Consider the following 26,350-nt stretch of genomic DNA (forward strand, 5'->3'; position numbering starts at 1 on the left):
CCGAGAAGTTGGGCCGCCCTAGGGTCGCCTCCATGGCACCCTTCCTTGCATACGAGGACAAAGGCACCGATACCTCACGGCTTCCGCTCGTCCTCGTCCACGGCCACCCCTTCGACCGCACGATGTGGGCCCCGCAGACCGAGGCGTTCGCACCGAGCCGCCGGGTGATCGCTCCCGACCTGCGCGGGTACGGCATGTCCCCGGTCACCCCGGGCGTCACGCCGCTGTCCCGGTTCGCCGAGGACGTCGGCGGCCTGCTGGACGATCTCGGGGTGCGGCGGTTCGTCCTGGCCGGCCTGTCGATGGGCGGGCAGATCGCGATGGAGTGCTACCGCCAGTGGGGCCCCGAACGCATCGGGGGCCTGGTCCTCGCCGACACCTTCGCGGAGGCGGAGACGGAGCAGGGCAGGGAGGCCCGGCGGGCGGCGGCGGAGAGGCTGCTGCGGGAGGGCATGCGGGGCTATGCCGACGAGGTCCTGGAGAAGATGGTCGCCCCCTACGCCGACCCGGCCGTGAAGGCGCACGTCCACCGCATGATGACGGCCACCTCGCCGGAGGGCGCCGCGGCGGCCCTGCGCGGCCGGGCGGAGCGCCCCGACTACCGGGACCTGCTGACCCGCGTGACGGTTCCCGCGCTGGTGGTGGTCGGCGCGGACGACGAGTTCACGCCGGTGGACCAGGCCCGTTCCCTGCACGCCCTGCTGCCGGAGGCGGAGCTGCGGGTGATCGAGGGATGCGCCCACATGCCGAACCTGGAACGGCCGGAGGAGTTCAACGCGGTCCTGGGAGCGTTCCTGGCCGCGGTCGACACCGAGGACGAGGACGCGTAGCGGTCGCGGTACGACGAGGGGGCGCCCCCGGTGGGATGGGGGCGCCCCGGTTCGGTGTGCGGCACTCAGCCGCGAACCGCGGTCGGACGGTCGCCGGACGGACGCCGTACGCCGGCGGCCGAACGTCGGCGGACGCCGTAGGACGCCGCGGGACGGACGTCAGACGCCGACGTCGCAGCCGTCCTTGCGCCAGACGGCCACGACCGCCGGGCGGACCATCTTGCCGGGGCCGTCGGGCCAGGCGCTGGCGGGGTTGTCGACGGTGGCGCCGTTGATCTCGCCGGGGTGCTGCACGGCGACGACGACGCGGCGGTCCTGGATGATCGGGCCGCAGGTCTCGGCGCCGATCGGCACGGTCAGGAACTGCTTCAGCTCGCCGCGCCGCTCACCGCGGGTGGCCACGCCGAAGAGGCCGTCGTGCGAGCCGAGCTGGGCGCCGTCGGTGGAGATCCACAGGTTGCCGTACGGGTCGAAGGCGACGTTGTCCGGGCAGGAGATCGGGCTGACCTGGTCCTTCGGGAACCCGGCGAAGTAGGTGGCCGGGTCGTTCGGGTCGCCGGCCACGAGGAACAGGCTCCAGGCGAACCTGGTGCTGTCGGCGCGGTTCCAGCGCTCGGTCAGCTCCAGGACCTGGCCGTGCTTGTTGGCGTTGCGCGGGTTGGCCTCGTCCGCCTTGGGGTTCGCGCCGACGCCGCGGTTGGAGTTGTTGGTCAGGGCCAGGTACACCTTGCCCGTGTGCGGGTTGGGCTCGATGTCCTCGGGGCGGTCCATCTTCGTCGCGCCGACCTTGTCACCGGCGAGACGGGTGAAGACGAACACCTCCTCGGCGGTCATGCCCTCGACGTGGCTGACGGCGCCGTCGGCGGTCGCGGTGGCCAGCGGGATCCACTCGCCGCTGCCGTCGAACTCGCCGTCGGCCGGCAGCTTGCCGGTGCCGTCGATCTCGATGGCGGGGGAGTCGCCGGTGAGCTTGGCGACGTAGAGGGTGCCCTCGTCCAGCAGGGAGAGGTTGTGCTCGCGGGCGGCGCGGCTCGAGCCCTTCTTCATCCGCTTGCTGCCGACGAACTTGTAGAAGTAGTCGAAGCGCTCGTCGTCGCCCGAGTAGACGACCGGGCGGCCGTCGTCGGTGAGCCGCACGGTCGCGCCCTCGTGCTTGAAGCGGCCGAGCGCGGTGTGCTTGCGGGGGGTGGAGTCGGGGTCGTACGGGTCCAGCTCGACGACGTAGCCGAAGCGGTGGACCTCGTTGGGCTCCTGGGCGACGTCGAAGCGCTTGTCGAAACGCTCCCACTTGCGTTCGGTGGCGCCGGTGCCGATGCCGTACCGCTTGTCGGTCGGGCGGCTGCTGTTGGCGAAGTACTGGTTGAAGTTCTCCTCGCCGTGCAGCGTGGTGCCCCAGGGGGTGACGCCGCCGGCGCAGTTGTTCAGGGTGCCGAGGGCCTTGGTGCCGGTCGGGTCGGCGGAGGTCTTCAGCAGGTCGGAGCCGGCGGCGGGGCCGGTGATCCGGAACTCGGTGGTGGCGGTGATGCGCCGGTTGAGGGGGTGGCGCAGGACGGGGGTGAGCCGTCCGGTGCGGCGGTCGCCCTCGACGACGACGGCGGACAGGCCGTGGGCGGCCCAGGCGATCTCCACCTGCTCCTTGGTGGGGTTCGCGGCGTCGTAGTCGCGGAACATGAGGATCTCGTCGGTGTACTCGTGGTTCGCGACGAGGATCTGCCGGCCTCGCTCGCCGGGCAGGGGCAGCAGCGCCAGGAAGTCGCAGTTGTACCCGAACTGGCCGGCCTGGGCGGCGGCGGTCTGGTTCTCCGGGTCGAAGGCGGGGGCGCCGCGCAGGATCGGCTCGCCCCAGCGGATGACGACGTTCTGGCCGTAGCCCTCGGGGACGGTGACGGCGTCGGCGGTGTTCGGCGCGACGGGCGCGAAGCGCAGACCGCGGGCGCCCTTGGCGCTGCCGGCCCCGTGCCGGCCGGCGGCGGGCGCGGCCTCGGCCTGCGGGGCGGCGGCGACACCGGCGGTGCCGGCCGCGGCGGCCGCCGTGACGACGGCGGCGGCGCGCATGACGCTGCGACGGCTGAGGGCGCCGGCGATGACGTCGCCGACGTACGGGTTGGCGGTGGTGTTCGGCACCTCGTGGAAGCAGGCGTCACCACAGCGGAAACGGCAGGTCAGGGCGGATCGGCCACCCGGGTGTGAGCCATTCGAGGTTTTGATGATCGGCAGCGGTATGCGCACCTTTTACTCCCCTTGCTTCCCCTTGTATCCAGCGTGACGGACGGTAGGAGCACGTTTGTGCGGGAGCGGGGCGATCGAGTGAACGACAGGTGAAGTGGGGGTGGCCTTACGGCGATTGGCGTTCTGGCGCGATGCCGCCTTGACGGAACCCCGGGTCCCGCCCCCACCCGCCCCAAGATCGCCACCAGAGACCGCTAACCTTACGTGTCCGTCCTGGCCAGGGATTCACGGGCATCAACTCACGCGAAGGGTTGCGCACATGGGCATTCTCACTCTCCTGCGGAACGCATTCGGCCGGTCACGCAAGGGCCGGACGGCCGAGGCAGAGGGTGCCCCGGGGTCGCCCGAGCAGCCGGAGGCCACCCCTCGGCTGCCCGAACAGCGCGAAGAGCGCGAGGAGCGCACGGAGGCCGAAGGGCGTGCGGAGCGCGAGGAGCGGGAGCGGCGCGAGGAGCACGAACTGGTCGCGGCGGCTTTCGACAAGGTGACGGTCCCGAAACAGCCGGAGCCGAGGACGGCCCCGGAGTCCGACGCCCCGACCGAGCCCCCGGCGCCGGCGGCAGCGGAGGAGCCGGCCCCGGCGGCGGCCGAGGCGCCCGTGGCCGCGACCACCGAGAAGCCGGAGCCCGAGGCGGCGGAGACGGCGGAGGAGAAGCCGACCCCTGCGGCGGCCGAGGTCTTGGAGCCGGTGACCCCGGAGACCCCGGAGCCGGTGCCCGCCGAGGCCCTGAAGACCGAGCCGGAGCCGGAGCCCGCGAAGACCGGGGCCCCGGAGTCCGGGCCCGAGGCTTCCGCGGCGCCGGAACAGGAACCCGAGCCCGCGACGGTCGAGGCGCCGAAGCCGGCGGCGGAGCCGGAGACGCCGACGGCGGAGGAGGAGCCGGCGCCCGCCGCCGCCCCGGAGCCCGAGGCGACCGGGGAAGCCGCGCCCGCCGAGGAGCCGACCCCCGCGGCGGCGAAGGACGCCGAGTCCGCCGAGGAGCCCACGCCTACGCCCGCCGACGAGCCGACGCCCACCGAGAAGCCGGAGCCGACGACGGAGCAGCCGGAGGCTGAGACGGAGCCGACGCCTGAGCCGGAGGCTGCGGCTGAGACGGAGCCGGAGACGGAGACGGCGGCGGAGCCGACGCCTGAGCCGGAAGCTGCCGCTGAGCCGAAGACGGAGCCGGAGACGGCGGCTGAGGCCGACCCGACGGCGGACGCCGAGCCGGAAGCCCAGCCCGCAACCGGGCCGGAAACCGGGCCCGAGCCCGCTTCCGCGCCGGAGGCCGAAGCCCCGACCACCCCGGAGCCCGCAGCCGCCGACGGCGAGTCCGCCCCGCAGGGGCCACCCGCACCCGACGACGCATCCCGCACGGGTGGTGCGGGTGGGAACGACACCGAAGCCGAGGCCGAGCCGCCCGCCATCCCCCCCACCCTCACCACCGCCCACTCCGCCGCAGCCAGCGCCCTGGCCGCCCACGGCCTCACCGACACCACCGCCAAGGTCTACCTCGTCCTCGACCGCTCCGCCTCCATGCGCCCGTACTACAAGGACGGCTCCGCCCAGGCACTCGGCGAGCAGACCCTGGCTCTGGCCGCGCACCTCGACCCCGAGGCCGAGGTGCACGTCGTCTTCTTCTCCACGGAGCTGGACGGAACCGGCGAGCTGACCCTCGACGATCACGAGGACAAGGTCGACACCCTGCACGCGTCCCTCGGCCGGATGGGACGTACGAGCTACCACGTCGCCGTCGAGGAAGTCGTGGCCCACCACCGCAGGACGGCCCCCCGCACCCCCGCCCTCGTGGTCTTCCAGACCGACGGCGCGCCGGACGCCAAGACCCCGGCGACCCAGTCCCTCACGGACGCCGCGAAGAAGCACCCCAAGGTCTTCTTCTCGTTCGTCGCGTTCGGCGAGCACGACAACAAGGCCTTCGACTACCTCCGCAAGCTGAAGACGGGCAACACCGCCTTCTTCCACGCGGGCCCCACCCCGCGTGAACTCACCGACGCGGAGCTGTACGAGGGCATCCTGGCGAACTGGCGCCCGTAGGCCCCCAGCCCTCAGTCACCGGCCCCAGCCCTCGGCCCTGGTCACCAGCCCCCGGCCCCGGCCCCCACAAGAGAAGGCCGCCCCTTCCACCCCTCAAAACGGGAAGCGGGCGGCCCACCCATGTCGGCTACGATTCCAAGGTTCACAAAACGACCGACCTGGGAGCAGCCCCCGATGGCTCGACACCTCATCACCAGCGCCCTTCCGTACATCAACGGGATCAAGCACCTGGGCAACATGGTGGGGTCCATGCTCCCGGCGGACGTCTACTCCCGGTACCTGCGCCAGCGCGGCCACGACGTCCTCTACATCTGCGCCACCGACGAGCACGGCACGCCCGCCGAACTCGCCGCGAAGGAGCAGAACATCCCGGTCAGCGAGTTCTGCGCGCAGGCGCACGAGGCGCAGAAGGCGATCTACGGCGGCTTCGGCCTCGCCTTCGACTACTTCGGCCGCAGCAGCTCCCCGCAGAACCACGAGATCACCCAGGAGATCGCACGCGAGCTGAAGGCGAACGGGTTCATCGAGGAGCGGGCGATCCGCCAGGTGTACTCGATCGCGGACGGCCGCTTCCTGCCCGACCGCTACATCATCGGCACCTGTCCCCACTGCGGCTACGACAAGGCCCGCGGCGACCAGTGCGAGAACTGCACCCGCGTCCTGGACCCCACCGACCTCATCGAGCCCCGCTCCGCGATCAGCGGCAGCAGCGAGCTGGAGGTCCGTGAGACCAAGCACCTCTTCCTGCTCCAGTCGGCCCTGGCCGGCGAGGTCGAGGCGTGGGTCGACGAGCGCGCCGACGAGTGGCCGGTCCTGGCCTCCTCCATCGCCCGCAAGTGGCTGACCGAGGGCCTGCACGACCGCGCGATCACCCGCGACCTCGACTGGGGCGTGCCGGTGCCGGCGGACACCTGGCCCGAGCTGGCCGCCGAGGGCAAGGTGTTCTACGTGTGGTTCGACGCGCCGATCGAGTACATCGGCGCGACGAAGGAGTGGGCGGACCAGGACCCGGAGAACCGCGACTGGCGTTCGTGGTGGTGGGAGTCCGACGCGGACGTCCGCTACACGCAGTTCATGGGCAAGGACAACGTCCCCTTCCACAGCGTGATGTTCCCGGCGACCCTGCTGGGCACCCGGGCGCCGTGGAAGAAGGTCGACGTCATCAAGGCCTTCAACTGGCTGAACTACTACGGCGGCAAGTTCTCCACCTCGCAGCGCCGAGGCGTCTTCACCCACGACGCGCTGGACGTGCTGCCCGCCGACTACTGGCGCTACTTCATGATGGCCAACGCCCCCGAGTCGGACGACGCGTCGTTCACCTGGGAGCACTTCACGGCCACGGTGAACAAGGACCTCGCCGACACCCTCGGCAACTTCGTCAACCGCGTCCTGTCGTTCTCCAAGAAGCGCTTCGGCGAGGAGGTCCCGGCGGGCGCGGAGCCCGGCGAGGCGGAGGCGCGGCTCGGCGAGGAGATCGCCCGTCTGCTCGCGGAGTACGAGGAGCAGATGGAGGCCATCCAGTTCCGCAAGGCGGCGGCGGCGCTGCGCGCCCTGTGGTCGGCGGGCAACTCCTACCTGGAGGAGAAGGCCCCCTGGCTGGAGATCAAGACCAACCCGGAGGGCGCGGCGCTGACGCTGCGTACGGCGATGAACCTGATCCACCTGTACGCGGTGGTCTCGGAGCCGTTCATCCCGACGACCGCGGCGGCGATGCGCCGGGTGTTCGCCCTCACCGACGACACGGCGACCTGGGTCACCGCGGACGAGGCGAAGACCCTGGCCTCCGTCCCCGCCGGCACCCGCTTCACGGTCCCGCCGGTCCTGTTCGCCAAGCTGACGGACGACGACCTGGAGGCGTACAAGGAGCGCTTCGGCGGCGCCTCGGAGTAGACCTCCGGCACGGCAGCCCAAGGGCCCGGTGACACCGCACGGCGTCACCGGGCCCGTTGCCGTGGCGCAGCTCCGAGCCTCGAGCGCCGCCGCGCGTAGGGCAGGTGCCGGCACCGTCACCGCTCAATCCGGGAACCGCCGACGTGCCTCGTGACGTGTTGGGACAGAGTCACACCGGTCCACCACATGTGAGTTCGTTCATGGCGCTCTTCGGCAACGCGCACGCCGTCGACCCGGCCCAGGCGCAGCAGGACTGCGCGCGGCTGCTGGGGCAGGGTGAGCGGGTGCACGCCGCGTATCTGCTGATCCGCGACACCCTCCTGTTCACCGACCGGCGGCTGATCCTGGTCGACAAGCAGGGCATCACGGGGAAGAAGACGGAGTACCACTCCATCCCGTACCGCAGCATCACGCACTTCTCGGTGGAGACGGCCGGCACGTTCGACCTCGACGCCGAGTTGAAGATCTGGCTGTCCGGCGCGGCGATGCCGATCCAGAAGACCTTCACCAAGGGCGTCGACATCTACGAAGTGCAGGCGATCCTCACGCAGTTCGTGGCCCGCTAGACGGCCCAGGGGGCCCGTACCGGCGCTGGTAATATCCGCTCACTTGTGCGAGGGCGGAGATCCTCGCCGGGAGGGAACCTTCACGTGGGCAGACACGCCCTGAGACGGGGCGGTCTCGCCGCTGCCGTCTCCTCGCTCGCGGTCGCCGTCGCGGCCGCTTCCGCCGTCGTCGTGCTCCTGCCGGAGGGCGGCGGTACGGCGCAGGCGGCCCCCGCAGCCGGCACCGCGGAGATCACGCTGGCCGACCCGAGCTCGGCCACCGCGCGCACCGACCGGCCCTTCGTCGCCGGCACGAGCGGCTATCTGCACCGGCAGTCCGGCGTTCCGGGCCTGCTGTGGACGGACTACGCCTCCGGCACGTCCGTCACGGTCGAGAACGCGGACGGCGTGTACACGCCCGGTTCGGGCTGCACGTCGCTCGGCTCGGAGTGCCGTACGGCCTGGTACGGCTCGGAGAGCGACCTGGTCGCGCTGCCGTCATCGCTGAGCAGCCCGACGGTCACCCTGTGGGACCCGGCGACCCGGAACACCAGGACGATGACCTCGGCGAGCTCGTACGACAACTTCCGCGCGCTGGCCGGGGACACCGTCCTCACCCGCAACACCCTGATCGACTTCGTGGACGGGAAGCAGCGCGAGCGCACGATCACCGGCGAGTTCGCGGGCTTCCAGGACAAGGATGTCGTGGCCGCCGACGCGAAGGGCGTGCTGATCTCGCGTTACGCCGGTGGCGACATGACGTACGTCGACGTCGAGACAGCCGTGAACACGCCGGTCTTCGACAACTCCGGCTACGCCGACCACTTCCTGATGAGCGACGACCGGATCGGCTGGTTCGACTCCGGGACGGGTGAGGTGCGGCTCAAGTCCCGCGGCGATCTCGCTGCCCCGGCCCAGGTGTTCGACCTGCCCTCCCAGGGGGTTCCCGACGGTGACGCCGTCCTCATCGGCGACTGGCTCGTGATGCCCCTCTACACCGGTAGGGCGACCTCCGCCCTGACCGCGGTCTCCCTGACCGACGGCTCGACGCGGACCTTCCTCCACTCGGCCGACCCGTACCTGGCCCCCGGCCCCGGCGACACCGCGCTCGTCACCGGCGGGACCTCCGCCGACGACTGGTGGACGCAGCGGCTGAGCCTCGCCGAAGACGGCACGCCGACGCTGGAGAAGCTGCACCGCGTCCCCGCGCCGGAGAACCCGAAGGCCGGTCTCGCCCTGGGCCGCGGCAGCCTCCGCGTCGTCGAGCGCACCGCCTCCGGGGCACTGACGACCTTCGTGCGCACGCTGACCACGAACGGCGGCACGACGCTGTCGGCGTCCGCCGCCACCGACAGCGTCACGATCAGCCCCAAGTGCCCGTACCCGGGGACCGTCTGCGCGCCGCTGTGGGCCAACCACGACGGGACCGAGCCCCTCGACGTGTACCTCGACACCTTCGACGACTCCGACGAGGGCGGCAGCGGCCTCGGCAACGCCGACCAGCTGATCAGCATCGGCTACAACCCGCTGCGGTTCGACACCGCGGGCGGCACGATCGTGGACGTCTCCGACGAGTACGCCGTCTACAACTCCGGCGGCTCGTCTCCGGCGCAGTACGTCGGCGAGTTCGGCTACGGGCAACTGCTGAAGCGCTCCGTGCGCGCCGCCGCCCTCAACGGCTCCACCCTCTGGAGCGCCACGTCCACGCCGGGCACCCTCACCCCGTACAGCCTCACCGCGAAGAAGACGCTGACCTCGGTGACCGTCCCGGGCCTCGGCTGCGTGCCGAGCGAGCTGCAGGCGGCGGGCCGCTGGGTGTACTGGGCGTGCGGTACCTCCTCGGCCGGCGTGTACGACACCAAGGCGGGCGTCTCCCGCGCGGTGACGCCGGGCGACGTCCTGCTCGGGGACGGCTTCACCGTCCGGCACGACCACGCCGGGCAGCGGCTCGTGCTCACCGAGGCGGCCACCGGCGCCACCCGCGTGCTCGCCTCCGAAGTCCCGGACACCGGCCTCGCCGCCGACCGCCGGATCCGCTGGACGCTCGACGAGTACACCGGCCTGGTGGCCTGGTTCGACGTCTACGAGCAGACGCACGTCGCCACCACCGGCATCGCCCCGTCCCCGGTCACCGTCTTCCGCGCGGAGGCCCCGGACTACGCCCAGCCGTCCACGTCGTACCCCTGGACCGCCCACTGGCAGCTGTCCCGTCCGGCCACCTCCTGGTCGCTGACCTTCACGTCGGTGCAGAGCGGCCCCAAGGGACGGGCGACCCGCACCCTCACCGGCGGCCCGACCACGTCGTACGTGTCGGCGCAGTGGACCGGCCGCACGTCGAGCGGCGACCCCTTCCCCAACGGCCACTTCATCTGGACGCTGAAGGCGACCGGCCTCGGCGCCTCCACCGCCTCCACGGCCGCCACCGGCAAGGGCTTCCTCCAGCGCGGCGCCCCCGTCCGCCGCGACTTCACCAGCGCCGACGGCCCCGACGGGCGCGGCGACCTGGTCACCCTGAACTCCTCGGGCGGCGTGACGTACCACTCCGGCACCGGCACCGGGAAGTTCGGCGAGAAGGTCTCCGCCGGCGGCTGGCCGACCTCGGCGCGGGTCGTCCCCTTCGGCGACCTGAGCGGGGACCGGTACAACGACGTCCTGGTCCGCTTCAGCAGCGGCACCGTGCGGCTCTTCAAGCCGGGCCGCAACGCCCCGCTCAAGCCGTCGACGGCCTACACCACGATCGCGACGGGCTCCGGCTGGAACCAGTACGACGTCCTCACCTCGCCCGGTGACGTCACCAGGGACGGCCGCCCGGACCTGGTCGCCCGCAACTCCTCCACCGGCGCCGTCTACCTCTACAAGGGCACGAGCACCGGCAAGCTGTCCTCGCGCGTCAAGCTGTACGACGACTGGAAGACGTACAAGAAGATCGTGGGCGCCGGAGACCTCAACGGCGACGGCATCGGCGACCTGGTCGCCCAGGACAGGTCGAACGTCCTCTACCGCTACTCCGGCAAGGGCGACGGCACCTTCGCCTCCCGCGTGAAGCTGTTCACCGACTGGGGCGCCTCGTACAACGCCGTCGTCGGCGTCGGCGACATCACCGACGACGGCAAGGCCGACCTGGTCTCCCGCGACAGCGGCGGCAACCTGTACCGCAACAGCGGTGACGGCAAGGGCTCGTTCGGCGGCCGAGTGAAGATCGCGACGGGCTGGAGCGGCTATAAGTCGGTGTCCTGACGCCTGCCACGGACACGAGGAAGGCGCCCGGGGTCTGGTACTCCGGGCGCCTTCGGTCGTTCAGGCGAGCACGGCTTCCTCCATGAAGGAGGGCGGGGCGACTGGACACAGTGCTCGAGGCACGCGGAATCCCCTCTCCGACGACGTCCGCGAACGCATCACGACCTGCACCGACGCCGATGTCCTCGACCACTGGCTCCGCCGCGTCAGCGCCGTCACCCGCGCCGAAGACCTCTTCCCGGAGCCAGACCCCGACCCTGCCGCGCACTGAGCGCCTGTACCGAGCGGCCTGGCGCAGCGGGACGCGAAGGCGCCCGGAGCCCTCCTCGGGCTCCGGGCGCCTTGAAGGTCAGCGCGGATGGTTACTTCGGCTGCGGCTTGCGCACCGACAGGTGCAGTTCCCTCAGCCGGGCCTCCTCCAGCTCCGTCGGCGCGCCCATCATCAGGTCCTGGGCGTTGCCGTTGAGCGGGAAGGCGATGGTCTCGCGGATGTTCGGCTCGTCGGCCAGGAGCATCACGATGCGGTCGACGCCGGGGGCGATGCCACCGTGCGGCGGGGCGCCGAAGCGCAGCGCGCGGAGCATGCCGGCGAACTCGCGCTCGACGGTCTCGCTGTCGTAGCCGGCGATGGTGAAGGCCTTGATCATGATGTCCGGCTCGTGGTTCCGGATCGCGCCGGAGGACAGTTCGACGCCGTTGCAGACGATGTCGTACTGCCAGGCCAGGACGTCCAGCGGGTCCTGGCTCTCCAGGGCCTCCATGCCGCCCTGGGGCATCGAGAACGGGTTGTGCGAGAAGTCGATCTTCCCGGTCTCCTCGTCCTTCTCGTACATCGGGAAGTCGACGATCCAGCAGAACCGGAAGACGTTCTCCTCGAAGTGCCCGGCGCGCTTGGCGGCCTCGACCCGCACCGCGCCCATGATCTTCGAGACCTCGTCGAACTCGCCCGCGCCGAAGAACACGGCGTGACCGGCCTCCAGACCGAGCCGCTCGGTGAGGACCTTGACGTTCTCCTCGGTGAGGAACTTGGCGATCGGGCCGGACAGCGTCCCGTCCTCGCCGACGCGCACCCAGGCCAGGCCCTTGGCGCCCTGGGAGACGGCGTAGTCGCCGAGCTGGTCGAAGAACTTGCGGGGCTGGTCCTGGACCGCGGGCACCGGCAGCGCGCGGACGTGCTTGCCGGCGAACGCCTTGAACTCCGAGCCCTCGAAGACGTCGGTGATGTCCACCAGCTCCAGCCGGGCGCGCAGGTCCGGCTTGTCGGAACCGTACTTCAGCATCGACTCGCGGAACGGGATGCGCGGGAAGGGGGAGGTCACCTCACGGCCGTTGCCGAACTCGGTGAACAGCTCCGTCATCAGCTTCTCGATCGGCTGGAAGACGTCCTCCTGCTCGACGAAGCTCATCTCGACGTCGAGCTGGTAGAACTCGCCCGGCGAGCGGTCGGCGCGGGCGTCCTCGTCGCGGAAGCAGGGCGCGATCTGGAAGTAGCGGTCGAAGCCGGAGATCATCAGCAGCTGCTTGAACTGCTGCGGCGCCTGCGGGAGGGCGTAGAACCTGCCCGGGTGCAGACGGGACGGGACGACGAAGTCGCGAGCGCCCTCGGGGGAGGTGGCCGTGAGGATCGGCGTCGCCATCTCGTTGAAGCCGAGGGCGACCATCTTCTGCCGGATCGCCGCGATGACGGCCGTACGCAGCATGATGTTGCGGTGCATGCGCTCGCGACGCAGGTCCAGGAAGCGGTACTCCAGACGCCGCTCCTCGTTGACCCCGTCCTCGGTGTTGATCGTGAACGGCAGCGGCTGGGCGGCGCCGAGCAGCTCCACCTCGCCGACCTCGACCTCGATCTCGCCGGTCGGCAGGTCCGGGTTGACGTTCTCGGCGCCACGCGAGACGACCTTGCCGTCGACGCGGACCGTGGACTCCTTGGAGACCTTGTCCAGAGCCTCGTAGGCGGGCGTGCCGGGACGGGCCACGAGCTGCGTGATGCCGTAGTGGTCGCGCAGATCGACGAAGAGGATGCCGCCCAGGTCGCGCCGATTGTGCAGCCAGCCGCTCAGCCGGACGTCGGTGCCGACGTCAGAGGCGCGGAGCTCGCCGCAGGTGTGGGACCTGTACCGATGCATCGTCGTTTCATCCAGTCTTCGCGGATCGGGCGTCGTGGGTCGTGTTTCACGTGAAACACGGTCCAGGGTACCGGGCGACCCATGATCGCCTCCCCTCCATTGCCCCGCCCGGCCATCGGGATCAGTGGCACGGTTCGATCCCGTGTTCCTACAGTGGGGCAATGCGCACTGGTGAGCCCCTGCCCTCCGTGGGGGACGTCCTCGCTTCCCTCGCGACCGGTCTGTGGCACTGGGACACCGCCAAGGGACTGGTCACCGTCGACGCCGAGGCGGCGCGGCTGCTCGGGCTGCCCGCCGAGGAGACCGTCCTCACCGAGGCCCAGGCGCGGGCCCGGCTGCACCCCGTCGACTGGAACGAGATCACCGGCGTCGTCCAGCTCGCCGTGGCCGAGGAGACCCTCGCCGAGGTGCGCATCCGGATCATGGACGACCAGGGGCGCCAGCTGCGCGTCGTCCGCAGCCGCTCCAAGCCCTCCTTCGACCCCGTGCGCAAGGCCTACGAGCTGATCGGCACCCTCCAGGAGGTCACCGACCCCTCGCCGGGTACCCCGGCGGGGCGGCGCGCGGTCACCGGGGACTGGCGGCGCTCCCGGGAGGCGTTCCTGCTGGACGCGGGCCGGGCGCTGGCCGAGGCTCGGTCCACGGAGGAGGTACTGCGCGTCGCCGCGGGGCTGTCGATGCCCGGGTTCACCCCGGACGGGCTGGCGGTCTTCGGCGTGGAGGGCGAACGGCTGACGGTCATCGGCCACCACGGGCAGAACTCGGGCGACGAGGACCCCTTCACCCAGATGGCGCTGACGACGGACTACCCGGCCGCCGAGGTCGTCCGCACGGGGCGGGCGGTGTACCTGTCCTCGCCGGAGCAGTACAAGGCCCGCTACCCGCTGACCTGGCCGCTCGCCGAGCGGTTCGGCCGGCAGTCCTGGGCGTTCCTGCCACTGGCGGTCGCCGGACGGACGATGGGCGCGTGGATGGCCGCCTTCAGCTATCCGGTCGCCTTCACCCCGGACGAGCGGTCGGTGCTGACGACCGTGGCGCGCATGCTCGCGCAGGCCCTGACGCGGGCCGGTACCGCCGAGAGCGAGCGGGAGCTGACCGACGGGCTCCAGCGCTCCATGCTGCCCACGCTGGGTCCCAAGATCCCCGGCATGAGCATCGCCGCCCGCTACATCCCCACCGGCGGCGGGCTCCAGGTCGGCGGCGACTGGTACGACATGATCCCGCTGCCCGGCTCGGGACGGTTCGCGCTGGTCATCGGCGACGTCCAGGGGCATGACGTGCGGGCGGCCGGGCTGATGGGCCAGCTGCGGATAGCGCTGCGCGCCTACGCCTCGGAGGGCCACCGGCCGGATGCCGTGCTGAGCCGGGCCTCCCGCTTCCTGCACGGCATCTCCGCCCCGGACGACGGCCCCGCCGACGCGCGCTTCGCCACCTGCCTCTACGTCGAGGCGGACCCCGCGACCGGGGTGCTGGACATAGCCCGTGCCGGGCATCCGGACCCGGTGATCCGCATGGCCGACGGCACCGTGCTCCGGCAGCCGACCGCGGGCGGCCTGCCGCTCGGCATCGACCCGGACGCCGACTACCCCACGACCCGGCACGTCCTCGAACCCGGCGAGACGATGCTGCTGTGCACCGACGGCCTGATCGAGACCGGCGGCCACGACCTCGACAGCGGCTGGCAGCGCATCCGGCCGGTCCTGGAGGCCCGCGAGGGCGGCCTGGAGGAGCTGGCCGACGCCCTGGTGCAGGCCGTGCACGGACCGTCCTCCCACCACACCACGGGCCGGCTCGCCGACCGGCGGGAGGACGACATCGCCGTACTGCTGCTGTGCCGGCACGGCGGCGGATGCGGCTGCGGGGAACCGGTGACCGAGCGGCCGACGGTGCGCCGGACCATGCTGACGGTGGCGCAGGCCGAGCCGGAACGGGTCGCGGTGGCCCGGCAGCAGCTGCGGGACCTGCTGCACGACTGGACGTCGGAGGACCAGGTCGACTCCGCCGTCCTGCTGCTGTCGGAGACGCTGACCAACGTGCTGGTGCACACCGACACCGACGCGCTGCTCACCGCGGAGGTGGGGGGCCGGGCGCCGCGGCGGCGGATCCGGGTGGAGGTCGCCGACACCAGCGACGACCTGCCGCACAAGCGCCGACCCGGCGAACTGGCGTCCTCGGGGCGCGGGCTGATGCTCATCGAGATGCTGGCCGACTCGTGGGGCGTCGACCCGCGGGGCGAGGGGAAGAGCATCTGGTTCGAGTTCTGGGAGGGCGCGGAGGGCGGGGAGGCCGGGGAGGACTCCCGGGACGAGTAGGCCCGGGTCCCGATCGCCCGCTCGTCCATGTCGAAGCGACGCGCGTCCTCTTCTGGACCAGCCCTCCGCCGTGTGCCTGCGACCTGTTGGCCATCGGGCGGCGCGGGCGGTCCCGTCCGTCCCCGGACGGGACCGCCCGCTTGCGGCTGACGGGCCCTACAGCCCGCCCTCCGACATCCCGTGCACCGCCGGGATCGTCCCCAGCCGGCCCTTCTGGAAGTCCTCGAACGCCTGCTGGAGTTCCTCGCGGGTGTTCATGACGAACGGGCCGTAGTGGGCCATGGGCTCGCGGATGGGCTGTCCGCCGAGGAGGACGACCTCCAGGTCCGGCGTGTGGGAGTCCTGCTTCTCGTCCGCGCGGACGGTCAGCGAACCGCCGGCGCCGAAGACCGCGGTCTGCCCCCTGTGGATCGGACGGCGTTCGGCGCCGACCGAGCCCCGGCCCGCCAGCACGTATGCCAGGCCGTTGAAGTCCTCCCGCCACGGCAGGGTGACCTCCGCGCCCGGCGCGACCGTGGCGTGGATCATCGAGATCGGGGTGTGCGTGATGCCGGGGCCGGCGTGGCCGTCCAGCTCGCCCGCGATGACGCGCAGCAGCGCTCCGCCGTCGGGCGTGGTCAGCAGCTGGACGCTGCCGCCGCGGATGTCCTGGTAGCGCGGGGCCATCATCTTGTCCTTGGCCGGGAGGTTCACCCACAGCTGGAGGCCGTGGAAGAGACCGCCGGACATGACCAGGTGCTCCGGCGGGGCCTCGATGTGGAGGAGGCCCGCGCCCGCGGTCATCCACTGGGTGTCCCCGTTGGTGATGGTGCCGCCGCCGCCGTTGGAGTCCTGGTGGTCGAAGACGCCGTCGATGATGTAGGTGACCGTCTCGAAGCCGCGGTGGGGGTGCCAGGGGGTGCCCTTGGGCTCTCCGGGCGCGTACTCCACCTCTCCCATCTGGTCCATCATGATGAACGGGTCGAGGTGGCGGTAGTTGATCCCCGCGAACGCCCGGCGCACCGGGAAGCCCTCGCCCTCGAAACCGCTGGGCGCGGTCGTGACGGTGAGCACGGGGCGGGCCACGGCTCCGGCGGGCGCGGTCACACGGGGAAGCGTCAGCGGGTTCTCGACGGTCACGGCGGGCATGTCGACCTCCTTGGGCGGCGTACGGACCACTTTAGTTGAGCATTGAACTTCCTGCCACCCTCAACCGCGGCGCCTTGGCGGGCATTCCCCTCACTCCGGCGGCGTGCCCGGCAGCGCGGCGACCGTCCGGCCCGTCGCCGCCAAGCCGCACAGCAGCCCGCCGGATTCGCTCTCGCCCCTGACGATCAGCAGGAGCAGGACGGTCGGGGCACGGCGACCAGGGCGCCACCGGGTGCTCGGTCTTGAGGCGCAACCTCCACACCCGCTCGACGGCCACCGCCGGCCGGGGACCGGCGGCGTCCCGGTCGGGCGGCCGGCGCCGCACCGCCCCGGCGAACGCGGCCACGGCCGGGGCGCCGGCCGCGGCGATCCGGGGCGGCGGGTCCGGGGCGACGACCGTGAGGATCAGGGTCCGGCCTCCGCACCCGCTCGCCTCGACGCGTTCGACCGCCGCCACGGGGATGCGGTGGCGCAGCCCGCGGCGCTCCGGCGGAGCCTCCCCGGCACACAGCCGGGCCGGCACGAGAGGTGAGGTGCGGTCGTTCTCGGGCGACGTCACGCGGGAACTGCAGGGAGCACGTCACGCGGGAACCCTAGGGAGCGCGGGGGCGGGCGCGCAGGCGTTCGATCAGGGTCGGCCGACGGGGCCCCGTCGGCCGGTGCGTCCGGGCGCGTTCAGCCGTACATCCGGCGCATCGCGAAATCGACCATCTGCTCGACGGCCTTCGCGTCGAACACCATCCGGTGCTCGCCCTCCATGTCCAGGACGAAGCCGTAGCCGGTCGGGAGCAGGTCGATCACCTCGGCGCCGGTGATGACGAAGTACTTGGACTCCTTGCCCGCGTAGCGGCGCAGCTCCTTCAGCGAGGTGAACATGGGGATCACCGGCTGCTGGGTGTTGTGCAGGGCGAGGAAGCCGGGGTTGTCGCCGCGCGGGCAGTAGACCTTGGAGGTGGCGAAGACCTGCTGGAAGTCCTCCGCCGCCATCTGGCCGGTCGTGAAGGCGCGCACCGCGTCCGCGAGGGAGGGCGGGGACGGCTCGGGGTAGAGCGGCGGCTGCTGGCCGTACCCGCCCGGCATCTGCTGCTGCGGCGGGACGTAACCCTGCTGAGCCCCTACGTTCTGGTCGTAGCCGTACATGCCCCACAGACTACTGACACCCCGAGAGGGCTGGGTCACAGATGTCCGGATCGGGGTTGCTTCTTATTACCGACGGGTAGCATCATCGTAGCTACTTGTTGGTACGCGAAATCAGCTGCGAGGAGTCAGTGCCTCGCCGATACCTCTCTTTAACGGAGCCGTCGCCATGGGGCACTACAAGTCGAATCTCCGCGACATCGAGTTCAACCTCTTCGAAGTCCTCGGGCGGGACAAGCTGTACGGCACCGGCCCGTTCGCGGAGATGGACGTCGACACCGCCAAGAGCATCCTCGACGAGCTGACCCGGCTCTCGGAGAACGAGCTGGCGGAATCCTTCGCCGACGCGGACCGCAACCCGCCCGTCTTCGACCCGCAGACCCACACCGCCCCGGTGCCGGCGTCCTTCAAGAAGAGCTACCAGGCCTTCATGGACTCCGAGTACTGGCGTCTGGGCCTGCCCGAGGAGATCGGCGGCACCACCTCGCCGCGCTCCCTGATCTGGGCGTACGCGGAGCTGATCCTCGGCGCGAACCCGGCCGTGTGGATGTACTCCTCCGGCCCGGCCTTCGCGGGCATCCTCTTCGACGAGGGCAACGACGTGCAGAAGCACATCGCGAAGATCGCCGTCGAGAAGCAGTGGGGCTCCACCATGGTCCTCACCGAGCCGGACGCCGGCTCGGACGTGGGCGCCGGCCGCACCAAGGCCGTGCAGCAGGAGGACGGCTCCTGGCACATCGAGGGCGTGAAGCGCTTCATCACGTCCGGCGAGCACGACATGTCGGAGAACATCCTCCACTACGTCCTCGCCCGCCCCGAGGGCGCCGGCCCCGGCACCAAGGGCCTGTCCCTCTTCCTCGTCCCGAAGTACCTCTTCGACTTCGAGACCGGCGAGCTGGGCGAGCGCAACGGCGTCTACGCCACCAACGTCGAGCACAAGATGGGCCTGAAGGCCTCCAACACCTGCGAGATGACCTTCGGCGACCAGCACCCCGCCAAGGGCTGGCTGATCGGCGACAAGCACGACGGCATCCGCCAGATGTTCCGCATCATCGAGTTCGCCCGCATGATGGTCGGAACGAAGGCGATCTCCACCCTGTCGACGGGCTACCTCAACGCGCTGGAGTACGCCAAGGAGCGCGTCCAGGGCCCCGACCTGGCGAACTTCATGGACAAGACCGCGCCCAAGGTCACCATCACCCACCACCCCGACGTGCGCCGCTCGCTCATGACGCAGAAGGCGTACGCGGAGGGCATGCGCGCCCTGGTGATGTACACCGCCGCCGTCCAGGACGAGATCCAGGTCAAGGAGGCCGCCGGCGAGGACGCGTCTGCCGAGCACGCCCTGAACGACCTGCTCCTGCCGATCGTCAAGGGCTACGGCTCCGAGAAGGCCTACGAGCAGCTCGCCCAGTCGCTGCAGACCTTCGGCGGCTCCGGCTTCCTCCAGGAGTACCCGATCGAGCAGTACATCCGGGACTCCAAGATCGACACCCTGTACGAGGGCACCACGGCGATCCAGGGCCAGGACTTCTTCTTCCGGAAGATCGTCCGCAACCAGGGCGCGGCCCTGAACTCCCTCGCCGAGGACATCAAGAAGTTCCTCGCCCTCGGCACCGGCGGCGAGCAGCTGGCCGGCGCCCGCGAGCACCTCGCCAAGGCCGCCGTCGAGCTGGAGGCGATCGTCGGCCTGATGCTGACCGACCTCGCCGCCACCGAGCAGGACGTCAAGAACATCTACAAGGTGGGCCTGAACACCACCCGCCTGCTGATGGCCTCCGGCGACGTGATCGTCGGCTACCTGCTCCTCAAGGGCGCCGCCGTCGCGGCCGAGAAGCTGGAGTCGGCCTCCGCCAAGGACGTCCCCTTCTACACCGGCAAGATCGCCGCGGCGAAGTTCTTCGCGGCGAACGTCCTGCCGGGCGTCACCCTGGCCCGCAAGGTCGCCGAGGGCGTCGACCTGGACCTGATGGAGCTGGACGAGGCCGCGTTCTAGTTCCGCCGCCTTTCCCCGGCCGCCTTTTTCCTCGCCGTCCTTTTCCTCCCGAAGGCCCGCTCGCCTAGCCGCGAGCGGGCCTTCGGCCGTCGTTAAGGTGAACCCATGAGCGAACCCTCACGCTTCGACCGCGGCCACACGGACGACCTGATGTCCTTCCTGACGGCGAGCCCCACGCCGTACCACGCCGTGGCGAACGCCGCCCAGCGACTGGAGAAGGCCGGCTTCAAACAGGTCGCCGAGACGGACGCCTGGGACGGGACGAGCGGCGGCAAGTACGTGCTGCGGGGCGGCGCGCTGGTGGCGTGGTACGTCCCCGAGGGCGCCGCAGCCCACACCCCGTTCCGCATCATCGGCGCCCACACCGACTCCCCCAACCTGCGCGTCAAGCCGCTGCCCGACACCGGGGCGCACGGCTGGCGCCAGGTCGCCGTGGAGATCTACGGCGGACCCCTGCTGAACTCCTGGCTCGACCGCGACCTGGGCCTCGCCGGCCGGCTCTCCCTGCGCGACGGCACCACCCGGCTGGTCAACGTCGACCGCCCGCTGCTGCGCGTGCCGCAGCTCGCCATCCACCTGGACCGCGCGGTCTCCACGGACGGCCTCAAACTCGACAAGCAGCGCCACCTCCAGCCCGTCTGGGGCCTCGGCAACGACGTCCGCGACGGCGACCTGATCTCCTTCCTGGAGGAGTACGCCGGACTGGGCGCCGGCGAGGTCACCGGCTGGGACCTGATGGTCCACTCCGTGGAGCCCGCCGCCTACCTGGGCCGCGACCAGGAACTGGTGGCCGGCCCGCGGATGGACAACCTGCTCTCCGTGCACGCCGGCATCGCCGCCCTCACCGCGGTCGCCGCGGCGGGCGACCTGCCGTACATCCCCGTCGTCGCCGCCTTCGACCACGAGGAGAACGGCTCGCAGTCCGACACCGGCGCCGACGGACCGCTGCTCGGCGGCGTGCTGGAGCGCTCGGTGTTCACGCGCGGCGGGTCGTACGAGGACCGGGCGCGCGCCTTCGCCGGGACCGTCTGCCTGTCCTCCGACACCGGGCACGCCGTGCACCCCAACTACGCCGAACGGCACGACCCGACGCACCACCCGCGCGTCAACGGCGGCCCGATCCTCAAGGTCAACGTCAACAACCGCTATGCCACGGACGGTTCGGGCCGGGCGGTGTGGGCGGCGGCCTGCGAGCGGGCGGACGTGCCGTTCCAGTCGTTCGTCTCCAACAACTCCATGCCCTGCGGCACCACCATCGGGCCGATCACCGCGGCCCGGCACGGCATCAAGACCGTCGACATCGGCGTGGCGATCCTGTCGATGCACAGCGCACGGGAGTTGTGCGGCGCGGACGACCCGTTCCTGCTGGCGAACTCGCTCGTGGCCTTTCTGCGCGGGTAGTTGACCGGGAGTCGGCGACGCCGGCCGATCGATTCGAGGTAATCGACCGCGGGTGGTTGACAATTGCCGAGGACTGCCTCCCGGAAGCCGGGGTACCCGATCCGCACCGGAATCGCCGGAACGCCCGGCATCACCGGACCGGAAGAGGGAGGCAAACTCATGGGCCTCGGCGGGTGCATCATCCTCATCGCCGTGGGAGCCATCCTCACGTTCGCGACCGACTGGGACATGCAGGGTGTCAACCTCGACCTGGTCGGCGTGATCCTGATGATCGTCGGACTGATCGGCGTCACGACCTTCAGCAGCATCGCCCGGCGCAGGCGCGTGGTCGTGCCGCCCGCGTCGCCGGTCGTCGAGGACGCTCCCCACACCCACCGCCGCGACGGCTACAGCGACGGGTACGGCGTCTGAGCCCGATCCGACAGCCGGATCCGGCAGCCTGGCCGGCCGCGGCGGGGGCCTAAACGGCGAACGGCCGAAGCGGCGAACGCCTCGGCCCGTCGGACCGCCAGGGACGCGGCGGACGCTCCGCCCCTCGCGGCGGCGGGCGACGCGTCCGCCGCCTCGGCGCCCCCGCGGCGGCGGACGCGGCTCAGGCGTCCAGGCCGGCCAGGACGAGGGGCAGGCGGTCCGCGCCGTCCTCGGTCAGGCGGACCGGGACGCCCCAGTCCTGCTGGTGCACATGGCAGGCCGGGTACTCGTTGGCCGGGTCGTCGTCGCAGGACGCGGCCATCGCGGAGACGTGCAGGACTCCTTCCACGACGGCGGGGTTGAGTTCCAGGGCGCGGGACAGGTCCGTTCCCGCGCCTTCGCCGTGCAGCAGCAGCTCGGGGGGCGTGGCCGAGACCAGCAGCCGGGTGGACGGCCCGTACCGGGTGTCCAGCTTCTGCCCGGCCGGCGCCTGGAAGATCACGTCCAGCTCCAGCCGTCCCGGCGCCACCTCGGTCGCCGCGCGCCGCGTGCGGTGGGCGACCGCCTCGACGCGCACCGCCTCCTCGGGCAGCCGCAGGCGGGTGAGCCGGTGCCGGGCGGACTCCACGACCACGATGTCGTCGCCGGCCAGCACGGCGTCGCTCGGCTCGCGCAGGTCGGTGGCCAGCGTGGTGACGTCTCCGGTCACGGGGTCGTAGCGGCGCAGGGCGTGGTTGTAGGTGTCGCTGATCGCCACCGAGCCGTCCGGGAGCGCGGTGACGCCCAACGGGTGCTGGAGCAGGGCCTGTCCGGCGGCGCCGTCGCGGTGCCCGAAGTCGAACAGGCCGGTGCCGACGGCCGTGTGGACGACGCCGTCCACGTCCACCCACCGCAGCGCCGACGTCTCCGAGTCGGCCAGCCACAGCCGCTCCTCCGTCGCCGCCAGCCCCGAGGGCTGCGCGAACCACGCCTGGGCGGCGGGCCCGTCGACCAGCCCCTCGTTGGTGGTGCCGGCCGCGACGCCGACCGTGCCCTCGGCCGGGTCGTACGTCCACAGCTGGTGCACGCCCGCCATCGCGATCCACACCTTGCCCCGCCACCAGGCGACGTCCCACGGCGAGGAGAGGTCGACCTCGCGGGCCGGGCCCGAGGCGGGCGAGCCCTGCCACCACTGCCGGCCGGTGCCCGCGAGGGTGGTGACCTCGCCGGTGTCCGGGTCCAGCCGGCGCAGGGCGTGGTTGACGGTGTCGGCGACGGCCACGGAACCGTCGCCGAGCAGCGCGAGCCCTTGCGGCTCGTTGAACGCGGCCCGGTCCGCGGCGCCGTCGGCGAAGCCGCGCTCCCCGGACCCGATCCGCCGCACCACCGTCTCGCCGTCGGCCGCCAGCTCCACCAGCTGATGCCGGGTCGTGTCGCTGACCAGGAAGGTCCCGCCGGGCAGCAGCAGCGCCTTGCCCGGGAAGCGCAGCACCGTGGGCTCCGGCTCGGGCGCGACGTACGGGCCGTCGCCGCGCCGCAGCGTGCCCTTCGCGGCGTGCTCCGCCTCCAGCTCCGTCACCAGCCGCTCAATGGCGTGCACATGCCCCTCACCGGCGTGCTGGGCGACGACGTACCCCTCCGGGTCGATCACCACCAGCGTGGGCCAGGCCCGTACCGCGTACTGCTTCCAGGTCGCCAGCTCGGGGTCGTCCAGCACCGGGTGCTCCACCCCGTACCGCTCGACGGCGTCGACGACCGCCGCGTGCTCGGCCTCGTGCACGAACTTCGGCGAGTGGACGCCGATCACCACGAGGGTGTCCCGGTGCTTCTCCTCCAGCTCGCGCAGCTCGTCGATGACGTGCAGGCAGTTCACACAGCAGAACGTCCAGAAGTCCAGCAGCACGATCCGCCCCCGCAGGTCGGCGAGGGTGTACTGCTTCCCGCCCGTGTTCAGCCAGCCGCCCCTGCCGGTCAGCTCGGGGGCGCGGACGCGGGCACGGCGGGCGGTCGGGGCCGGGGTCTTGGCCGGGGTCGGATCCGGGGTCGGGGCCGGGGACGAGTCGCTCATGGATCAAGGGTGCCACCCGGCGCCGGCAGTCACCCCAGCGCGTGGCCCGTCGTGGCGTCGACGTGCGCCGGGATCTCGTCGTGGCGGTCGCCGACCGTGAGGGTGCCGGTGGGCTCGAAGAGGAGGATCTCGGTGGGCACGGGCGCGTACGGCTTGTGCTCGGTGCCGCGCGGGACGGTGAAGACGGAGCCCTTGGGGAGGACGACCGTGCGCTCCCCGGAAGCTTCGCGCAGGGCGATGTGGAGCTCCCCCTCCAGGACGAGGAAGAACTCGTCGGTGTGGTCGTGGACGTGCCACAGGTGCTCGCCCTCCACCTTCGCCACGCGGACGTCGTAGTCGTTGACGGCGGTGACGATGCGCGGGCTCCACCGCTCGGCGAAGGAGGCGAGGGCGGCGGGGAGGGAGACGGGCTCCTGCGGCGTGCGTGCCTGAATCTGCGTCATGGCGTCATCGTCGCGGGGGCCGGAACGTCGTACGAGTGCTAGAAATCGCAGATGCCGCAACGATCCTCTCAGCCCTCGCCGGGCACCCACCGGGTCGCCGTGATCGTCGACGAGGGCACCAATCCGTTCGAGGTCGGCTGCGCCACCGAGCTGTTCGGGCTGCCACGGCCCGAGCTGGGGGCGGCGCAGCCGCTGTACGACGTCACGCTGTGCGGGCCCGCGCCCGTCATCCGGATGAACCACGGGTTCCTGACCGTCGGCGACCTGCCCGGACTGGAGGCCGTGGACGAGGCGGGCACGCTCGTCGTCCCCGGCCGGCCGGACAATGTCGTACCGCGCGCGGAGGCCGTGCTCGACGCCGTCCGGCGCGCCCACGCGCGCGGTGTCCGCGTCATCGGCTTCTGCACCGGCACGTTCGCGCTCGCGGAGGCCGGGCTGCTGGACGGCCGGCGGGCGACGACGCACTGGATGTGGGCGGACTCCTTCCGGCGGCTGCATCCGCGGGTGCGGCTGGAGCCGGACGTGCTGTTCGTGGACGAGGGCGACGTCCTCACCGCCGCCGGCAGTGCGGCGGCCCTGGATCTCGGGCTGTACGTCTGGCGGCGCGACCACGGCGCGGAGGTCGCCAACGCGGTCGCGCGGCGGCTCGTCTTCGCCGCGCACCGTGACGGCGGGCAGCGGCAGTTCGTGGAGCGGCCGGTGCCCGAGGCGCCCGACGAGTCGCTCGCCCCGCTGCTCGCGTGGGCGCAGGAGCGGCTGGGCGAGCCCTTGACGGTGGCCGGTCTGGCCGCGCGGGCGGCGGTGTCGCCGGCCACCCTGCACCGGCGGTTCCGCGCCCAGCTCGGCACGACGCCGCTCGCCTGGCTCACCGGGGAGCGGGTGGCGCTGGCCTGTCGGCTGATCGAGCGGGGCGAGGAACGCCTCGACGTGGTGGCCGAGCGCTGCGGACTGGGCACGGCGGCCAATCTGCGGGCCCGGCTGCGGCGCGAGACGGGGCTCAGCCCATCGGCCTACCGGCGGCGTTTCGGGCCGGCCGCCGGGGAAGCGGTGTGCTCATGAGATACCTCGTGCGCGACCGGCTCCTCGCCTTCGGCGACGACTACTGGATCGAGAACGACAGCGGCGACAAGGTGTTCCTGGTCGACGGCAAGGCCATGCGGCTGCGGGACACCTTCGAGCTGAAGGACAGCGAGGGGCGGGTCCTGATCGACATCCGCCAGAAGATGTTCGCCCTGCGGGACACGATGGTCGTCGAGCGGGACGGCGAGCCCCTCGCGACCGTCCGGCGCAAGCGGCTGTCGCTGCTGCGCAACCACTACCGGGTGACCCTCGTCGACGGCACGGAACTGGACGTCAGCGGGCGCATCCTGGACCGGGAGTTCGTCATCGAGTACGACGGTGAGCCGCTCGCCGTGATCTCGCGCCGGTGGCTGCACGTCCGGGAGACGTACGGCGTGGACGTGGTGCGCGAGGACGCCGACCCGGCGCTGCTGATCGCGGTGACGGTGTGCGTGATCCAGCTGTCGGACAAGGAGCGGGAGGACTGAGGGAGGCGCTGGGCACGGGCGGGACGGCCGAGGCCGGTGGGGCGGCCGAACCCCGCGGCCGACGCCGAGCCGGCCGGTCCCGTCGTGGTGGCTCAGGGGCGGGGCGGCGGCTCGACACCCAGGACGCGGTCCTTCAGCGCCGGGAACTGTTCCCTGGTCGCCGGCACCTTCGCGGGGTCGAACTCCACCGTGAGGACCTCCTCGCCGGCGCCGGCCTCGGCCAGGACCTCGCCCCACGGATCGACCACGATCGAGTGACCCGCCTGGGGAACTCCGGCGTGGGTGCCGGCCGTTCCACACGCGAGGACGAACGACTGGTTCTCCACCGCCCGCGCCTGAGCCAGCAGCGTCCAGTGGGACCGCCGTCGCTCCGGCCACCCCGCCGACACGACGAAGGTCTCCGCGCCCGCGTCCACCAGGCCGCGGAACAGTTCGGGGAAACGGAGGTCGTAGCAGGTGGCCAGACCGAGCGTCGTCGCGCCCGGCAGACGGACCGTCACCAGCTCGCGGCCCGCCGCCATCAGCACCGCCTCGCCCTGGTCGAAGCCGAAGCGGTGCACCTTGCGGTAGGCGGCGACCAGATCGCCGGAGGGGGAGAAGACGAGAGAGGTGTTGTACAGCGGCCCCTCGGGGTCGCGCTCCGGGATCGAGCCCGCGTGCAGCCAGACGCCCGCGTCGCTCGCGGCCTTCGCCATGGCCTCGTGCGTCGGCCCCTCGACGGGCTCGGCCTCCCGGGCGAACTCCTCGTAGGCGAAGGCGCCGGTCGTCCACAGCTCCGGCAGCACCACGAGGTCGGCGCCCGCCTGGTCCCGTACCAGGGAGGCGGCCCGGTGCCGGCGGTCGGCGACCGATTCGCCCTCGTCTACGGCGATCTGGATCAGAGAGGCGCGCACACTACCACCGTCCTGGCATGGGAGGCCGTCCATACGGGCCTACGATCGTCACACGAAAGCACTGCCGGGGTGCCTGCGAGCAGCGTAACTTGGGGGTCCTCCCTGTTCGAGCCGAGCCGAGAACACGGGAGAGTCCCGAGCCC

At 71.8% G+C, this 26,350-nt stretch carries 18 protein-coding genes; 11 read left to right on the top strand and 7 right to left on the bottom strand.

The window, feature by feature from the left end:
- Nucleotides 1-32: 32 nt before the first annotated feature.
- Nucleotides 33-830: an alpha/beta fold hydrolase gene (locus ACZ6KF_RS14870; protein WP_356631424.1), complete on the top strand. Its 798-nt coding sequence runs from the start codon at nucleotides 33-35 to the stop codon at nucleotides 828-830.
- A gap of 159 nt (nucleotides 831-989) precedes the next feature.
- On the opposite strand, the gene ACZ6KF_RS14875 is transcribed toward ACZ6KF_RS14870, so the two are convergent.
- Entirely contained in the window at nucleotides 990-3,059 is a 2,070-nt protein-coding gene (locus tag ACZ6KF_RS14875; protein ID WP_356631426.1) for a PhoX family protein, read from the bottom strand.
- 259 nt (nucleotides 3,060-3,318) lie between these two features.
- Here ACZ6KF_RS14875 and ACZ6KF_RS14880 point away from each other — a divergent pair, with 259 nt between their 5' ends.
- From ACZ6KF_RS14880 to ACZ6KF_RS14895, 4 genes are all read left to right on the top strand, one after another.
- Nucleotides 3,319-5,094, top strand: a complete 1,776-nt coding sequence (locus ACZ6KF_RS14880) for a VWA domain-containing protein (protein WP_469238610.1) — start codon at nucleotides 3,319-3,321, stop codon at nucleotides 5,092-5,094.
- A gap of 174 nt (nucleotides 5,095-5,268) precedes the next feature.
- Entirely contained in the window at nucleotides 5,269-6,984 is a 1,716-nt protein-coding gene (gene metG / locus ACZ6KF_RS14885; protein ID WP_469158833.1) for a methionine--tRNA ligase, read from the top strand.
- A gap of 200 nt (nucleotides 6,985-7,184) precedes the next feature.
- On the top strand, nucleotides 7,185-7,550 hold the full coding sequence (locus ACZ6KF_RS14890) for a PH domain-containing protein (RefSeq protein WP_469238612.1): 366 nt from the start codon (nucleotides 7,185-7,187) through the stop codon (nucleotides 7,548-7,550).
- An 84-nt stretch (nucleotides 7,551-7,634) separates the two neighbouring features.
- Entirely contained in the window at nucleotides 7,635-10,766 is a 3,132-nt protein-coding gene (locus ACZ6KF_RS14895) for an FG-GAP repeat domain-containing protein (RefSeq protein WP_469238614.1), read from the top strand.
- A gap of 362 nt (nucleotides 10,767-11,128) precedes the next feature.
- Here ACZ6KF_RS14895 and aspS read toward each other — a convergent pair whose 3' ends face one another.
- Nucleotides 11,129-12,892: an aspartate--tRNA ligase gene (gene aspS / locus ACZ6KF_RS14900; RefSeq protein WP_356629197.1), complete on the bottom strand. Its 1,764-nt coding sequence runs from the start codon at nucleotides 12,890-12,892 to the stop codon at nucleotides 11,129-11,131.
- Between the two features lie 161 nt (nucleotides 12,893-13,053).
- Between aspS and ACZ6KF_RS14905 the strand changes: the two genes are divergently transcribed.
- Entirely contained in the window at nucleotides 13,054-15,204 is a 2,151-nt protein-coding gene (locus tag ACZ6KF_RS14905; RefSeq protein ID WP_356629199.1) for a SpoIIE family protein phosphatase, read from the top strand.
- 156 nt (nucleotides 15,205-15,360) lie between these two features.
- On the opposite strand, the gene ACZ6KF_RS14910 is transcribed toward ACZ6KF_RS14905, so the two are convergent.
- Together ACZ6KF_RS14910 and ACZ6KF_RS14915 are read right to left on the bottom strand one after the other, a co-directional pair.
- Nucleotides 15,361-16,332 carry a pirin family protein gene (locus tag ACZ6KF_RS14910; RefSeq protein ID WP_356629201.1) on the bottom strand — a complete coding sequence of 324 codons (972 nt, stop codon included), beginning with the start codon at nucleotides 16,330-16,332 and terminating at the stop codon, nucleotides 15,361-15,363.
- Nucleotides 16,333-17,007: 675 nt separating this feature from the next.
- On the bottom strand, nucleotides 17,008-17,472 hold the full coding sequence (locus ACZ6KF_RS14915) for an SseB family protein (RefSeq protein ID WP_356629207.1): 465 nt from the start codon (nucleotides 17,470-17,472) through the stop codon (nucleotides 17,008-17,010).
- Between the two features lie 166 nt (nucleotides 17,473-17,638).
- Between ACZ6KF_RS14915 and ACZ6KF_RS14920 the strand changes: the two genes are divergently transcribed.
- The 3 genes from ACZ6KF_RS14920 (at nucleotide 17,639) to ACZ6KF_RS14930 (ending at nucleotide 21,277) form a co-directional block, all read left to right on the top strand.
- A complete protein-coding gene (locus ACZ6KF_RS14920) occupies nucleotides 17,639-19,465 on the top strand; it encodes an acyl-CoA dehydrogenase (RefSeq protein WP_356629209.1) in 1,827 nt (608 codons plus the stop codon).
- 105 nt (nucleotides 19,466-19,570) lie between these two features.
- Nucleotides 19,571-20,866 carry a M18 family aminopeptidase gene (locus ACZ6KF_RS14925; protein ID WP_469238616.1) on the top strand — a complete coding sequence of 432 codons (1,296 nt, stop codon included), beginning with the start codon at nucleotides 19,571-19,573 and terminating at the stop codon, nucleotides 20,864-20,866.
- Nucleotides 20,867-21,025: 159 nt separating this feature from the next.
- The gene (locus ACZ6KF_RS14930; RefSeq protein WP_356629213.1) at nucleotides 21,026-21,277 is read left to right on the top strand and encodes a DUF6458 family protein; all 252 of its coding nucleotides are present in this window, start codon (nucleotides 21,026-21,028) and stop codon (nucleotides 21,275-21,277) included.
- A 181-nt stretch (nucleotides 21,278-21,458) separates the two neighbouring features.
- On the opposite strand, the gene ACZ6KF_RS14935 is transcribed toward ACZ6KF_RS14930, so the two are convergent.
- Together ACZ6KF_RS14935 and ACZ6KF_RS14940 are read right to left on the bottom strand one after the other, a co-directional pair.
- Nucleotides 21,459-23,324, bottom strand: coding sequence for an NHL domain-containing thioredoxin family protein (locus ACZ6KF_RS14935; RefSeq protein WP_469238618.1), 1,866 nt, complete (start codon nucleotides 23,322-23,324; stop codon nucleotides 21,459-21,461).
- A gap of 29 nt (nucleotides 23,325-23,353) precedes the next feature.
- The gene (locus ACZ6KF_RS14940) at nucleotides 23,354-23,767 is read right to left on the bottom strand and encodes a cupin domain-containing protein (RefSeq protein ID WP_356629217.1); all 414 of its coding nucleotides are present in this window, start codon (nucleotides 23,765-23,767) and stop codon (nucleotides 23,354-23,356) included.
- A 51-nt stretch (nucleotides 23,768-23,818) separates the two neighbouring features.
- On the opposite strand from ACZ6KF_RS14940, the gene ACZ6KF_RS14945 reads away from it, so the two are divergent.
- Both ACZ6KF_RS14945 and ACZ6KF_RS14950 read left to right on the top strand, forming a co-directional pair.
- Entirely contained in the window at nucleotides 23,819-24,826 is a 1,008-nt protein-coding gene (locus ACZ6KF_RS14945; RefSeq protein WP_469238620.1) for a helix-turn-helix domain-containing protein, read from the top strand.
- Nucleotides 24,823-25,314, top strand: coding sequence for an LURP-one-related/scramblase family protein (locus ACZ6KF_RS14950; RefSeq protein ID WP_356629221.1), 492 nt, complete (start codon nucleotides 24,823-24,825; stop codon nucleotides 25,312-25,314). Before ACZ6KF_RS14945 ends, ACZ6KF_RS14950 begins: the two co-directional genes overlap by 4 nt.
- Before the next feature lie 92 nt (nucleotides 25,315-25,406).
- On the opposite strand, the gene ACZ6KF_RS14955 is transcribed toward ACZ6KF_RS14950, so the two are convergent.
- Nucleotides 25,407-26,207 (bottom strand): carbon-nitrogen family hydrolase, encoded by an 801-nt coding sequence (locus tag ACZ6KF_RS14955; RefSeq protein ID WP_469238622.1) that lies wholly within the window; start codon nucleotides 26,205-26,207, stop codon nucleotides 25,407-25,409.
- Nucleotides 26,208-26,350 lie beyond the last annotated feature (143 nt).

It is taken from the genome of Streptomyces sp. NPDC046379, assembly GCF_055587785.1.